This is a genomic window from Rathayibacter sp. VKM Ac-2762, assembly GCF_009866585.1.
Lineage (GTDB): Bacteria > Actinomycetota > Actinomycetes > Actinomycetales > Microbacteriaceae > Rathayibacter.
The window spans coordinates 1197445-1210994 of record NZ_CP047419.1; the positions used below are offsets into that span (position 1 = coordinate 1197445).

Here is a 13550-nt window from a genome sequence, read left to right on the forward strand (position 1 = left end):
CGCGGGTCCCGCACCGTCCACCCCTGGCGGAGGGGACGGCAGCGGGTCAGTCGCCGAAGCGCGTCGCCGCGACCTTCCGCAGGAACAGCTCGTGGAACCGGTAGTCGCCGGTGATCTCGGGATGGAACGCCGTCCCGAGGAGGTTGCCCTGCTCGACCGCGACCACCCGCCCGTCGGCGACGCTGGCGAGCGCGGTCGCCCGCTCCCCCAGCTCCTCCACGACCGGTGCGCGGATGAAGACCGCGTGCACCGGCGGATCGCCGATCGCCGGCACGTCGAGATCGGTCTCGAAGGAGTCGAGCTGGTTGCCGAACGCGTTCCTCCGGACCGACACGTCCAGGCCGCCGAAGCTGCTCTGGCCGTCGATGCGGTCGAGGACCCGGTCGGCGAGCATGATCAGCCCGGCGCAGGTCCCGTAGACGGGCATCCCCGCACTGATCGCCTCGACGACCGGCTCCGCGAGGCCGAAGAGGCGCGACAGCTTGTCCATCACCGTGGACTCGCCGCCCGGGATGACCAGCCCCGCGACGGTGGCGAGCTCCTCCGGGCGTCGCACCAGCACCACCTCGGCGCCCAGCTCGCGCAGGACGTGCGCGTGCTCGCGGAAGTCGCCCTGCAGCGCGAGGACCCCGACGCGGAGCCCCTCGAGGGACTCCCGCGTCGATCCTGCGCCGGCGAGCGGCGCGTCGGCGCTACCAGCCACGCTCGGCGAGGCGGTGCGGCGCGGGCACGTCGGCCACGTTGATGCCGACCATCGCCTCGCCCAGGCCGCGCGAGGCCTCCGCGACGACCTTCGCGTCGTCGAAGAAGGTGGTCGCCTTCACGATCGCGGCCGCGCGCTTGGCGGGCTCGCCCGACTTGAAGACGCCGGAGCCGACGAACACGCCGTCGGCGCCCAGCTGCATCATCAGCGCCGCGTCGGCCGGGGTCGCGACCCCGCCGGCGGTGAAGAGGACGACGGGGAGCTTGCCGGTCCGGGCGATCTCGACGACCAGGTCGTAGGGGGCCTGCAGCTCCTTGGCGGCGACGTAGAGCTCGTCCTTGGTCATCGCCTTCAGGCGGTTGACCTCGCCGGAGATCGTGCGGATGTGCTTGGTCGCCTCGGAGACGTCGCCGGTGCCGGCCTCGCCCTTCGAGCGGATCATCGCTGCGCCCTCGGTGATGCGGCGCAGCGCCTCGCCTAGGTTGGTCGCTCCGCAGACGAAGGGGACGGTGAAGTTCCACTTGTCGATGTGGTTCACGTAGTCGGCGGGCGAGAGGACCTCGGACTCGTCGATGTAGTCGACGCCGAGCTCCTGCAGGATCTGCGCCTCGACGAAGTGGCCGATGCGCGCCTTCGCCATGACGGGGATCGACACGGCGGAGACGATGCCGTCGATCAGGTCGGGGTCGCTCATGCGTGCGACGCCGCCCTGCGAGCGGATGTCGGCGGGGACGCGCTCGAGCGCCATCACGGCGACCGCGCCGGCGTCCTCCGCGATGCGGGCCTGATCGGCGTCGACGACGTCCATGATGACGCCGCCCTTGAGCATCTCGGCGAGACCGCGCTTGACGCGGCTCGAGCCGAACTGCTCGGGAGCGGACGAGGACGGAGTGGTGGTGTCGGTCATGTTCGCGAGTCCTGTTCTGTGCGGCGACTTCCGCCGACGGCAGCTCCGAGTCTACGAGACGGCGCCCGCCGTCCGCGGCGCTGGACAGGGGGCCGGGCGGCGGTCTAGAGGCTCGGCCAGGCCGCCGCGAGGCTCGCCCGCACGTCGCCGAGCAGCTGCGGGAGCGCCTTGGTGCGGGCGATGATCGGGAAGAAGTTCGCATCGGTCGCCCAGCGCGGGACCACGTGCTGGTGCAGGTGCGCGGCGATCCCCGCTCCCGCGACCGCGCCCTGGTTCATCCCGAGGTTGAAGCCGTCGTTGTTCGAGACCGAGCGGACGACGCGCATCGCCGTCTGCGTGAGCGCTCCGATCTCGGCCACTTCCTCGGGAGTGGCCTCGTCGTAGAGCGGGATGTGCCGGTACGGGCAGACCAGGAGGTGGCCGGAGTTGTACGGGAACAGGTTCAGTAGGACGTAGGCGTGCTCCCCGCGGGCGACGATGAGGGCCTCCTCGTCGCTCAGCGTCGGCGCCACGCAGAAGGGACAGTCGTCGGCTCCGGGCTGCCCCTTCTGGATGTAGACCATCCGGTGCGGCGTCCACAGGCGCTGGAACTCGTCGGGAACCCCGGCGAGGTGCGCCGAGCCCTCCGCCCCCTCGGGCACGCAGCCGTCGCTCACGCTCAGACCTGCGCCTTCGAGGCGACGGCCTCGCGGATGCGCGCGACGGCGTCGGCGACCGGGATCCCGTTCTCCTGCGTGCCGTCGCGGAAGCGGAAGCTGACGGCTCCGGCGTCGCGGTCCTTCTCCCCCACGATCATCTGGAAGGGCACCTTCTGCAGCGTGGCGTTGCGGATCTTCTTCTGCATCCGGTCGCTGGAGTAGTCGATCTCGGCGCGGATGCCCGACCGCTTGAGCTCGCCGACGACCTCCTCGAGGTAGGGCAGGTACTCGTCGGCGATCGGGATGCCCACGACCTGGACCGGCGACAGCCAGACCGGGAACGCCCCGGCGTAGTGCTCGGTGAGGATCGCGAAGAAGCGCTCGATGGAGCCGAAGAGCGCGCGGTGGATCATCACGGGCCGCTTCTTCGAGCCGTCCGAGGCCGTGTACTCGAGCTCGAAGCGCTCGGGCTGGTTGAAGTCGAGCTGGATGGTCGACATCTGCCAGGTGCGGCCGATGGCGTCGCGCGCCTGCACCGAGATCTTCGGACCGTAGAACGCCGCTCCTCCCGGATCCGGCACCAGCTCGAGACCGGAGGCGACGGCGACCGCGCGCAGCGACTCGATCGCCTCCTCCCACTGCTCGGGCGCACCGACGAACTTCGGGTTGCCCTCCTCGTTCGTGGACAGCTCGAGGTAGAAGTCGTCGAGACCGTAGTCGCGCAGCACCTGCAGCACGAACTCGAGGTTGCGGGTCAGCTCGGCCGACACGTCCTCCTGCGCGACGTAGATGTGGGCGTCGTCCTGGGTCAGGCCGCGCACGCGGGTGAGGCCCTGCAGGGTGCCGCTCTTCTCGTAGCGGTACACGGTGCCGAACTCGGCCAGGCGCAGCGGGAGCTCGCGGTAGCTTCGGCCGCGCGAGCGGAAGATCAGGTTGTGGAACGGGCAGTTCATGGGCTTGAGGTAGTAGTCCTGGCCCTGGCGGGTGACGTTGCCGTCCTCGTCCTGCAGCTCGTCGAGGTGCATCGGGGGGAACATCCCCTCGGAGTACCACTGCAGGTGCCCGCTCGTGAGGAACAGGTCGCCCTTGGTGATGTGCGGCGTGTAGACGAGCTCGTAGTCGTGGGCGAGCAGCTGCTCGCGCATGTACTGCTCGATCTCGTAGCGGATGATCCCGCCCTTGGGGTGGAAGACCGCGAGGCCGGAGCCGATCTCGTCCGGGAAGGAGAACAGGTCGAGCTCGTGGCCGAGCTTGCGGTGGTCGCGGCGCGCCGCCTCCTCGAGGCGGGCCTGGTGCTCGCGAAGCTCGTCCTTCGTGGGCCACGCGGTGCCGTAGACGCGCTGCAGCTGCGGGTTCTTCTCCGAGCCGCGCCAGTAGGCGGCAGCGTTGCGGGTCAGGGCGTAGCCGTTGCCGATCATGCGGGTGTTGGGCAGATGCGGGCCGCGGCAGAGGTCCTTCCAGACCGTCTCGCCGGAACGCGGGTCGACGTTGTCGTAGATGGTGAGCTCGGCGCCGCCGACCTCGACGCTCTCGTCCTCGGCTCCCCCGCCCTTGATCCCGATCAGCTCGAGCTTGTAGGGCTCGCCGGCGAGCTCGGCGCGCGCCTCCTCCTCGGAGACGACGCGGCGCACGAACCGCTGGCCCTGGCGGACGATGCGGTCCATCGCCTTCTCGAGCGCCTTCATCGCCTCGGGCGTGAAGGGCTCCTCGACGTCGAAGTCGTAGTAGAAGCCGTCGGTGACGGGCGGGCCGATGCCCAGCTTCGCCTCCGGGTTGATCTGCTGCACCGCCTGCGCGAGCACGTGGGCCGCGGAGTGGCGGAGGATGTTCAGCCCGTCCGGCGAGGAGATGAGCACCGGCTCGATGCGATCGCCCGGCACGACGTCGGCGGCGAGGTCCTTGAGCTCCCCGTTGACGCGGATCGCGACCACGGCCCGGTCGGTGAAGTGCGTGAATCCCGTGCCCGCCTCGGTGACGACCGAGTGGGACTCGTTCTCTGCGGGATTCGACGGTTCGTTCGACACGTGCGGGCACTCCTCGGGCTCGGTTGACCCCTCGACTGTAGTCGGCGGCGGCCTCTACCCGAGCGCGTCGAGCACGCGGACGCCGAGCGCGCGCAGAGCGGAGGCGAGCTCGTCCCGGTCGGCGCCGGGGAGCACGAGCGAGCTGCGCTCGAGCTGGTGCAGGAGGACCTCCTCCAGGCCGGGCGGCAGGGCGTCCACGGCGAGCGCCCCCTCGAGTGCGGCGAGCACGGCGACGACGGCCACCGCGTCGCGTGCCGCGAGTCTGCGTGCGCTGATCTCCATGCGTCTCCGTCCGTGTCGTCCGACCCCGTCACCCTGCCGACAGGACGTACCCCGGAGAGGGGCGCGGGGGCGACCGGTGCGCAATCCGTCCAGGTGGCATCCTGGTCCGATGGGTGCCGGTCCTGCGCTGCAGCGCTTCACGCGCTCCGGGGCCGACCTGGAGGAGGCGCGGCGCTTCTACTCGGACGGCTACGGCGGGTCGGGATTCCGGACGGAACCGGTCGAGCGGCCCTTCTCCTTCCGCTACGACGTCTCCGGGAGCGAGGGCGTGAGCCTGCGGACGTCTGTGTTCCGGGGCTCCGTGTCCGGGGGGCTGCGTCCGGCGGGCGAGTACGTCGTCTCGTGGTTCCTCTCCGGCACGAGCGTGGTGGACCCGGAGGGCGATCGGATCGTCCACCTGCCGGGGCGGCCGGTCGTGTTCCCCAGCGCGCGTCCGTTCGAGTTCGTCAGCCGCGACTTCCAGCAGCGGCTCGTGCACGTGGCCGCCGGCCTCCTCGAGCAGGTCGCGTCCGAGGCCGGCGACGGCGTGCCGCTGCCGCTCGTCTTCGACCACCGCTCGATCGCCTCCGCGTCGGCACTCCCGGGCTGGTGGCGGGCGGTCGACGACTTCGCGGGCGTCCTCCGGTCGGGCCGCGAGGCGACAGCGCTGCAGCTCGTGGCGGCCGAGCGCGGCGTCGCTCTGCACCTGCTCGCGACCTTCGCGCACCGGCCGGTCGTCGTTCCGGCGCAGGTGCTGCGGCCGGGGCTCGAGCACCTGCTGCGTGCCGCCGAGTTCCTGCACGCGTTCGCCGCGTCGCCCGTCACCGTGTCCGACATCGCGACAGCGGCGGGGCTCACTCCGCGGGCGCTGCAGGCCGCGTTCCGGAGGCACTTCGGCGACACTCCGCTCGGCTACCTGCGCGGCGTGCGTCTCGACCGGGCGCGCGTCGAGCTGCGCGAGGGCGCTCCGGGCGAGGAGACCGTGCGCGCCGTCTCCGCGCGCTGGGGCTTCCTCAACCAGGGCCGCTTCTCGGGGGCGTACCACCGCCGCTTCGGCGAGTACCCGGTGGAGACCCTGCGCCGCTGACGCTCAGTCGCCGAGATCGAGATCGCGGGCGTAGCAGACCGAGTGCTCGGACCCGATGCAGGCGCCGAACGGCGGGATGGCGTGGTAGCCCTCCCGGAGGTAGAACCGCATCGCGTCGGGCTGGAGCGTCCCGGTCTCCAGCACCAGGCGTGTCGTGCCCAGAGCGGCCGCCCGCGCCTCGAGCGCGCGCAGGACGGCCGTGGCCGCTCCGGTGCCGCGGGCGGCGGGGTCGGCGAACATCCGCTTCACTTCGATCGCCCCCGGTCCGAGGACGTCGTCGTCGAGAGGCCGCAGTCCGCCGCAGGCCACCGCCGTGCCGCTCGCGTCGCGGGCGACGAGGAAGACGGGCACGTCGTCGGCCGAGGGCGGCGTGCCGGGCTCGTGGTCGTCGTTGCCGTAGCGCTCGTCGAGCTCGCGCCGCTGCGCGTCGCGCAGACGCTCGGCGTCCGGGTGGGTCCACGCCACCTCGTCGATGGTCCAGCTCATGAGGGCTCCTCCCGGCCGCGCGGCGGGCACGGCCGAGGCCATTCTGCCGCGCCCGCCCCCCTCCGGCCCGCCCGGTGGCAACCCCTTCCGCGCCGAACCGCAGCGGGCGTCGACTGGAGGCCCACCGACGAAAGGACGCACCGTGCTCTCCGACTCCCCCATCGGCCCCGTTCTGCTCACCCGCGACCTCGCCGCCTCCCGCGCCTTCTACGCCGGCTCCCTGGGGCTGGAGGTCCTCGAGGAGAGCGAGTCGGCGATCGCCTACTCCTGCGGCGGCACGCGGCTCACCGTCACCGCCAGCACCACGGGCTCGAAGGACGAGCAGACCAAGGCCGCCTGGCGGGTGGCCGACCTGCGCGCCGAGCTGGACGCGCTGGCGGCTCTTGGCGTGGCTCCGCAGGATTACGACAGCGACGAGCTGCGCACCGAGAACGGCGTGGCCGACCGCGGCAGCGTCTGGGCGGCCTGGATCCTCGATCCCGACGGGAACGCGCTCGGCATCGAGCAGCCCAAGAGCTGATCGGTGCCGCTCTAGACTCGCCCCATGCCCGACGACTCCGCTCCGCTGCCCGCGCCCGGGTGGTACCCGCACCCGGCCGACCTCGGCTCGGAGCTCTACTGGGACGGCGCGGCGTGGACCGACCGGTCCCGCCCGTCCTCCTCGGCGCCCGCTCCCGCCTACGGCACGCCCCCGGGCGCTCCGGAGCAGGAGCTGTTCGCCTATCCGTCCGCCCCGTCCTCCGCGGCGGGCCGCAACCCGATGGCGATCGCGAGCCTCGTGCTCGGCGTCCTGAGCCTGCTGATCAATCCGCTGCTGATCCCCTCGATCCTCGCCATCGTCTTCTCGGCGAGGGGCCGGGCGGCCGCACCGGTCGTCGGAGGCGGTCGCGGGCTCGCGACGGCAGGACTCGTCACCGGGACCCTCGGTCTGGTGTCGGGCGTCTTCACCATCGTCGGCAACCTCTCGGCCGGGGTCCCCGGCCTGGCCGGCTGACCGGGGTGCCGCGGCCCTCGACGCCCCGATGACCGCGCGCCGGAGCGCTCCCTGGCTCCTCGTCGTGGCGGTCGCCCTGGTCGCGCTGGTCCTGCGCGGTCCGATCGTCGCCGTCGCGCCCATCATCGACGCGGTGCGCGAGGACCTCGCGCTGTCCGCGGGCCAGGCGGGGATCCTCACCAGCATCCCCGTGCTCTGCTTCGCCCTGGCGACTCCGCTCGCCCTCCTGGTGATCCGCCGCGCGGGACCCGACGCCGCCGTGACCGTCACGGTGATCGGCGTCGCGCTCGGCACGATCGTCCGCTCGATCGGCGACGTGGGACCGGCCGTGGCGGGCACGATCCTGATCGGCGTCTCCATCACGATCGGCAACGTCGTCCTCCCCGTCGTGATCCGGCGGGACGTCGCTCCCGAGCGCGTCGACCTTACGACGGGCGTCTACACCGCGGCCCTCAACATCGGCTCGACGATCACCTCGCTCGGCACCGCTCCGCTCGCTCTGGCGCTCGGCTGGCGCGGCGCCCTGCTCGTCTGGCTCGCCCTCAACGCCCTCGCTCTGGCCGGCTGGCTCGTGGCCGTGGGGCCTCGGGCGGCCCTGCGTCCGACTCCCCGCCCGGCCCGCGCCGACCGCGCACCGGCCGCACCGGCTCCGCGGATCTTCCGCAGCGCGACCGTGCTGGCGCTCGCGCTCTGCTTCTCGAGCCAGGCGTTCTCGTACTACGGAGTGACGGCGTGGCTCCCCTCGTTGCTCGTCGACCGCAACGGCTTCTCGATCGCGACCGCGGGCGCGAGCGCCTCGGTGTTCCAGCTCGCCGCGGTCGCCGGCGCCCTCGGCGTCCCGCTCCTGGTCCGGAGGCTCGGACCCCTGGGGAGCATCGTGCTCGTCGGCCTCCTCTGGTGCACGGTGCCGGCGGGGCTGCTGCTCGCCCCGCAGCTCTGGGCGCTCTGGTGCGTGCTGGGCGGCGCGGCCCAGGGCGGAGGATTCACGGTGGTCTTCGTGCTCGTCGTGCGGCTCTCCCGCTCCGACGCCCACGCGTCGCGGCTCTCGGCAACGGTGCAGGGGATCGGCTACGCCGTGGCCGCCACCGCCCCGACCGTCATCGGGTTCGCGCACGACGCGAGCGGCGGCTGGGAGGCTCCCCTGCTGACCGTCCTCGCCGCGACCTGCTCCTTCCTCCTCTTCGGCACCCTCGCCGCTGCGCGCCAGCGCCGGGCCTGACCCGCGACACGACCGGCCGCGCCGTCAAGGGGGCCGTCCGACGACTGTCGGCCCCGTAGCGTGTCCGCATGGCCGAGCAGAGCACGACCCGCGAGAAGACAGCGCCCGATCCCGACGATTCCCGGAAGCCCGACGACGTCACCGACATCACCAAGCGCTCCTGGTTCTACGTCCTCAAGAAGACGGCTCGCGAGTTCGGTGCGGACCAGTGCACCGACCTCGCCGCCGCGCTCACCTACTACGCCGTGCTCGCGCTCTTCCCCGCCCTGCTCGCGATCGTGTCGGTGCTGGGGCTCTTCGGCCAGGCGCAGGCCACCACCGATCTGGTGCTCGACCTGATCGGGAACCTCGCGTCGAGCGAGGTCGTCGACCTGCTGCGCGACCCGATCCAGGCGCTGACCAGCTCCTCCGCCGCGGGTCTCGCCTTCGTGACCGGTGTCGTCGGAGCGATCTGGTCCGCCTCCGGCTACGTCGGCGCCTTCGGCCGCGCGATGAACCGCGTCTACCAGATCGACGAGGGGCGCCCCTTCTGGAAGCTCCGCCCGACGATGCTCGGCGTGACCGTGGTGACGGTCGTCCTGATCGTGATCGCGGCGCTCATCCTCGTGCTCAGCGGACCGGTCGCGACCGCCGTCGGCGACGTCGTGGGCCTCGGGCCCGCCGCCCTCACCGTGTGGAACATCGCGAAATGGCCGGTGCTCGTGGTCATCGCGATCGTGATCGTCGCGATCCTCTACTACTGGGCGCCCAACATCCGCCAGCCGAAGTTCCGCTGGATCAGCATCGGATCGATCGTCGCCCTGGCGATCTGGCTGATCGCCTCGACCGGCTTCGCGTTCTACGTGGCCAACTTCTCCAACTACAACAAGACCTACGGCTCGCTCGGCGCGGTGATCGTCTTCCTCCTCTGGATCTGGATCACCAACATCGCCCTGCTCTTCGGCGCGGAGTTCGACGCCGAGCTCGAGCGCGGACGCGAGCTGCAGGCGGGCATCGAGGCGGAGGAGACCATCCAGCTCCCCCCGCGCGACACCGCCGCGAGCGACAAGAAGGCGGCCGTGCACGAGAAGGACGTCCGCGACGGACGCTGGCTGCGCCTGGCGAGCGAGAACCGCAGCGACGAGGGCGCGGCCCAGGACGACGAGGCCGCGAAGAAGAAATGACTCAGGACTCGGACGACCAGAGCGCGCGGTAGTAGGCCGCGCGCTCGTCGTCCGGATCCGCTCCGTACTCCGCGAGGAGCAGCGGGGTGTGGCCGGGGCCGTAGTTCCAGCCGAGGCTGACCGCGGCGACCGCCAGATCCGCCCAGCGGTCGCCCACGCCCAGGTCGCCGACGTCGACCGTGCCGCTCCAGCGTCCGTCGTCGTCGACCAGCGTGTTCGGAGCGCACGCGTCGCCGTGCACCACGACGGGGTCCACGAGCTCCGGAGCCGCGCCGAGCGCCGACGGCCGGCGCGCGAACCAGGAGTCGCCGCGCAGCTCCTCGGGCACCGCGTCGACGGGGAGCGCGTGGACCGCCCGCAGGCCGGCCGCGATCGCGCGGACGGCCTCCTCCGGCCGGGCTGTCCACTTCGGATCGACGGCGCTCCGCCCGGGCAGCGGTGCGGTGAGGAGCCACTGCCCCTCCTCGTCCTCGCCCGCCTCCAGGATCCGGGGCGCGTCGATCCGCCCCTCCAGCCAGCGCAGACGCGCGATCTCGCGACGGAGGTCGACGCCCGTGGACCGGGGATTCCACTTCAGGTACCCGGCGTCCACGCGGAAGGTCAGCCCGTCGAGCTCGTTGCGCCAGACGAGCGCCGGATCGGTGCCGCCGTTCAGGCGCCTCGCCGGCGACGGGATCCGGACGCCCTCGAGCGAGGACTGCCGTGCGAGGTCGGGACCGCTCATGCCTCCAGGGTAGGCGCCCCGATCCTGAGAGGATCCGCATGCCGCGGACCGCGCCACCCGCCTCCTCCGAGCAGCGCGCCCTTACCCTGACGGGCGTGCCGGAGCAGCCGCCCGGCGCGATCCGGTGACGAGGGAGCCCCCGTGACGCAGAGCGACGACGACCGCGGGCCCGTGCAGCCCGACTTCTCGAAGGAGCAGGAGGGCTACCGTCCCGGGCTCAAGCCCCGGCAGCTGCAGATGATCGCCATCGGCGGCGCGATCGGCACCGGCCTCTTCCTCGGCGCGGGCGGCCGACTCGCCACCGCCGGTCCCTCGCTCGTCGTCGTGTACGCGGTCTGCGGCGTCTTCGCCTACCTGATCCTCCGCGCGCTCGGCGAGCTGGTCCTGCACCGGCCGAGCTCGGGCTCCTTCATCTCCTACGCCCGCGAGTTCCTGGGCGAGAAGGCCGCCTTCGTCGCCGGCTGGATGTACTTCCTGAACTGGGCGATGACCGCGATCGCCGACGTCACCGCGGTGGCCCTCTACGTGAAGTACTGGTCGCTCTTCTCCTCCGTGCCCCAGTGGCTCCTCGCACTCATCGCCCTGGTCGTCGTGCTCTCGCTGAACCTCGTCTCGGTCAAGGTCTTCGGGGAGCTGGAGTTCTGGTTCGCGCTGATCAAGGTCACGGCGCTGGTGGTCTTCCTGGTGATCGGCGTCGTCGTGCTCGCCGCGGGCTGGCCGCTGCAGTCCGGCGGCGTCGCCGTGGACCCCGGGATCAGCCTCTGGAACGACAACGGCGGCATCCTGCCCGGCGGCCTGATCGCCAGCGTCCTGGTCGTCCAGGGCGTGGTGTTCGCCTACTCCGGAGTCGAGCTGGTCGGCACGGCGGCGGGCGAGACCGCGGAGCCGGCGAAGGTCATCCCGCGCGCGATCAACTCGGTCATCCTGCGCATCGCCGTCTTCTACGTCGGCTCGGTGCTGCTGCTGACGCTGCTGCTGCCCTACACGGCCTACTCGAAGGGCGAGAGCCCGTTCGTCACGTTCTTCAGCTCGCTGGGCGACGGCTCCTCGGGCGAGATCGCCGGATCGATCATGAACTTCGTCGTGCTGACGGCCGCGCTCTCCAGCATCAACGCCGGGCTCTACTCGACCGGCCGCATCCTCCGCTCCATGGCGCTCAACGGCTCCGCCCCCGCCTTCACCGGCCGGATGAACAAGCAGGGCGTCCCCTACGGCGGCATCCTGCTCACGGCGAGCATCACCCTGATCGGGATCGTGCTGAACCTCTTCGTGCCGTCCGAGGCCTTCGAGATCGTCCTCAACGTCTCGGCGCTGGGCATCGTCACGGGCTGGGGCATGATCGTCCTCTGCCAGATGCAGCTGCAGCGCTGGGCGGCCCAGGGCCGCCTGGAGCGCCCGTCCTTCCGGATGCCCGGCGCCCCGGTGACCTCGTGGCTCACCCTGGCGTTCCTGGTGATCGTGGTGGTCCTCATCGCCGTCGACTTCCCGACCGGCACCTGGACCGTGGGGATCGTCGCGGTGGTCGGCGTGCCCGCCCTGATCGTGGGCTGGCACGTCGCGAAGCCGCGCATCCTGGCGATCGCGTCCGCCCGGGACGGCTTCACCGGCGCCCACCCCGTGATCGCCGCCCGACCGGCCTCCGAGGCCAAGCGCGACGGGAACGAGCGGCGCCGCGAGTAGGGCGGGTCAGCGCCGGCGGAGGTAGCGCAGGAGCAGCGTGTCGCCGGCGCTGAGCACGTGCGCCAGGTGCTGCGGGCGAGGTCCGGGGACATCGCCGCGGGCGAGCCTCCCGGAGTCCCCCGCCTCGAGCGTCGGAGCGACGGTCAGGCAGAGCTCGTCGACGGCGTCCGCGGCGAGGAGGGTCCCGAGCAGCGACGGACCACCCTCGCAGTGGATCCTGCCGAGCCCCCGCTCTGCGAGCTGCGCCCGCATCCGCGTCGCGTCGAGCCGTGCGTCGCCGCAGACGAGCACGTCGGCGACCTCGGCGAGCTCCGCGCGGCGGCGGGCCGACGAGGAGCCGGTGGTCACGACGATCGGACGCACCGGCGCCTCGGTGAAGATCCGCGAAGCGGGATCGAGGTCGAGCGACCCCGAGACGATCGCGAAGACGGGCTGCGGGGCGAGCCCGGTGCCGAGCCGGGCCCGCACGGACTCGTCGCTCAGCACCATCGGGCCGTAGCCCTCGGTCCGAACCGTGCCGGCCGCGACGAGCACGACGTCGGCGAGCCGGCGGAGCAGGTCGAACACGCGCAGGTCCGCCGCGCCCCCGAGATCGCCCGAGACGCCGTCACGGGTGACCGCTCCGTCGACGCTCGCGACGAAGTTGACCCGGAGCCACTCCTCGCCCGCCCCGTCCGCGTAGAGGGCCAGCAGAGCCTCGTCGGACAGGTCCTGCCCGGCCGGCGACAGGCCGTCGATGCGGGCGCTCACGCCGCCGGCTCCACGTTGTGGCGGAGGAAGGCGGGCGCCCGCCAGCCCAGCACCGCCTCCGTCATCCGCACGGCGTCCACCGCCTGGCGCACGTCGTGCATGCGCACGATCCGCGCACCGTTCAGGATGCAGATCACCGCGGCGGCGAGGGAGCCCTCGAGGCGCTCCCCCTGCGGCCGGTCCAGCGCCTCGCCGATGAAGTCCTTGTTGGACACCGCGGCGAGCACCGGGAAGCCGAGCGCGGCCACCTCGCCCAGCCGGCGGGTCAGCTCGAGCGTGTGCAGGGTGTTCTTGTTCAGGTCGTGACCCGGATCGACGATGATCCTCCCGGCAGGCACTCCACCCGAGAGCGCGCGATCGACGCGGCTCCGCAGGTGGTCGACCACCGTCGCCACGACGTCGTCGTACTCGGGTCTCTCCGGCTCGCTGCGGGGAGCGCCCACGCTGTGGGTGATGACGAGCTGAGCGGAGGAGGAGGCGACGACCTCGAGCATCCGGGGGTCGTGCAGCCCACTCGTGTCGTTGATGACGGAGGCGCCCGCGGCGATGCTCGCGCGCGCGACCTCGGCGCTCGTCGTGTCCACCGAGACGACCACGTCGCTCCGCTCCGCGATGCCCGCCACGACGGGGACGACCCGGTCGAGCTCCTCCTGGAGCGTGACAGCGGGGCCCCGGCCGAACGGCACTCCGCCGATGTCGACCCAGTCGGCGCCGAGCTCCGCGGCGCGCACGGCGGCCGCGATGGCGCTGTCCAGGGCGAAGGTGGAGCCCTTGTCGTAGAAGGAGTCGGGTGTGCGGTTCACGACCGCCATCACGGCCACCTGCCGCTCGAAGTCGAACTCTCGTCCGCCGATGTGCCGCGTGGTCATGGGCGCGTCCCTCCCGCTCGGAGCGCCGGGAGAAGGCCGGCGCCG

The 13550-nt window shown here is 72.2% G+C and carries 15 protein-coding genes; 6 read left to right on the forward strand and 9 right to left on the reverse strand.

Annotated elements, in window-relative coordinates; genetic code table 11:
• Nucleotides 1-46 precede the first annotated feature (46 nt).
• The 5 genes from pdxT to GTU71_RS05650 all read right to left on the reverse strand — a co-directional run bounded on the left by pdxT (nt 47) and on the right by GTU71_RS05650 (nt 4554).
• Complete coding sequence (gene pdxT, locus GTU71_RS05630) at nt 47-703, reverse strand: pyridoxal 5'-phosphate synthase glutaminase subunit PdxT (protein WP_104246769.1); 657 nt, start codon at nt 701-703, stop codon at nt 47-49.
• The gene (gene pdxS, locus GTU71_RS05635) at nt 693-1610 is read right to left on the reverse strand and encodes a pyridoxal 5'-phosphate synthase lyase subunit PdxS (RefSeq protein ID WP_104224629.1); all 918 of its coding nucleotides are present in this window, start codon (nt 1608-1610) and stop codon (nt 693-695) included. Before pdxS ends, pdxT begins: the two co-directional genes overlap by 11 nt.
• A 104-nt stretch (nt 1611-1714) precedes the next feature.
• Nucleotides 1715-2266 carry an HIT domain-containing protein gene (locus GTU71_RS05640; RefSeq protein WP_244230646.1) on the reverse strand — a complete coding sequence of 184 codons (552 nt, stop codon included), beginning with the start codon at nt 2264-2266 and terminating at the stop codon, nt 1715-1717.
• 2 nt (nt 2267-2268) lie between these two features.
• Nucleotides 2269-4179, reverse strand: coding sequence for a threonine--tRNA ligase (thrS, locus tag GTU71_RS05645; protein WP_244230674.1), 1911 nt, complete (start codon nt 4177-4179; stop codon nt 2269-2271).
• A 147-nt stretch (nt 4180-4326) separates the two neighbouring features.
• Nucleotides 4327-4554, reverse strand: coding sequence for a hypothetical protein (locus tag GTU71_RS05650; protein WP_159939456.1), 228 nt, complete (start codon nt 4552-4554; stop codon nt 4327-4329).
• Nucleotides 4555-4663: 109 nt separating this feature from the next.
• Here GTU71_RS05650 and GTU71_RS16275 point away from each other — a divergent pair, with 109 nt between their 5' ends.
• Complete coding sequence (locus GTU71_RS16275) at nt 4664-5620, forward strand: AraC family transcriptional regulator (RefSeq protein ID WP_104327523.1); 957 nt, start codon at nt 4664-4666, stop codon at nt 5618-5620.
• A 3-nt stretch (nt 5621-5623) separates the two neighbouring features.
• Here GTU71_RS16275 and GTU71_RS05660 read toward each other — a convergent pair whose 3' ends face one another.
• Nucleotides 5624-6106: a GNAT family N-acetyltransferase gene (locus GTU71_RS05660; protein ID WP_159939457.1), complete on the reverse strand. Its 483-nt coding sequence runs from the start codon at nt 6104-6106 to the stop codon at nt 5624-5626.
• A 142-nt stretch (nt 6107-6248) separates the two neighbouring features.
• Between GTU71_RS05660 and GTU71_RS05665 the strand changes: the two genes are divergently transcribed.
• From GTU71_RS05665 to GTU71_RS05680, 4 genes are all read left to right on the forward strand, one after another.
• Entirely contained in the window at nt 6249-6626 is a 378-nt protein-coding gene (locus GTU71_RS05665) for a VOC family protein (RefSeq protein WP_159939458.1), read from the forward strand.
• Nucleotides 6627-6650: 24 nt separating this feature from the next.
• Nucleotides 6651-7100, forward strand: coding sequence for a DUF2510 domain-containing protein (locus GTU71_RS05670; protein ID WP_159939459.1), 450 nt, complete (start codon nt 6651-6653; stop codon nt 7098-7100).
• A 28-nt stretch (nt 7101-7128) separates the two neighbouring features.
• Nucleotides 7129-8319, forward strand: a complete 1191-nt coding sequence (locus tag GTU71_RS05675) for an MFS transporter (RefSeq protein ID WP_159939460.1) — start codon at nt 7129-7131, stop codon at nt 8317-8319.
• Nucleotides 8320-8387: 68 nt separating this feature from the next.
• A complete protein-coding gene (locus GTU71_RS05680) occupies nt 8388-9482 on the forward strand; it encodes a YihY/virulence factor BrkB family protein (protein ID WP_104239455.1) in 1095 nt (364 codons plus the stop codon).
• A gap of 1 nt (nt 9483) precedes the next feature.
• Here GTU71_RS05680 and GTU71_RS05685 read toward each other — a convergent pair whose 3' ends face one another.
• Nucleotides 9484-10206, reverse strand: coding sequence for an aminoglycoside 3'-phosphotransferase (locus GTU71_RS05685; RefSeq protein ID WP_104256166.1), 723 nt, complete (start codon nt 10204-10206; stop codon nt 9484-9486).
• A 141-nt stretch (nt 10207-10347) separates the two neighbouring features.
• Here GTU71_RS05685 and GTU71_RS05690 point away from each other — a divergent pair, with 141 nt between their 5' ends.
• Nucleotides 10348-11886: an amino acid permease gene (locus GTU71_RS05690; protein ID WP_244229624.1), complete on the forward strand. Its 1539-nt coding sequence runs from the start codon at nt 10348-10350 to the stop codon at nt 11884-11886.
• Nucleotides 11887-11892: 6 nt separating this feature from the next.
• Here GTU71_RS05690 and GTU71_RS05695 read toward each other — a convergent pair whose 3' ends face one another.
• Both GTU71_RS05695 and folP read right to left on the reverse strand, forming a co-directional pair.
• On the reverse strand, nt 11893-12636 hold the full coding sequence (locus GTU71_RS05695) for a pyrimidine reductase family protein (protein ID WP_104251077.1): 744 nt from the start codon (nt 12634-12636) through the stop codon (nt 11893-11895).
• Nucleotides 12633-13505, reverse strand: coding sequence for a dihydropteroate synthase (gene folP / locus GTU71_RS05700; protein WP_104224638.1), 873 nt, complete (start codon nt 13503-13505; stop codon nt 12633-12635). Before folP ends, GTU71_RS05695 begins: the two co-directional genes overlap by 4 nt.
• Nucleotides 13506-13550 lie beyond the last annotated feature (45 nt).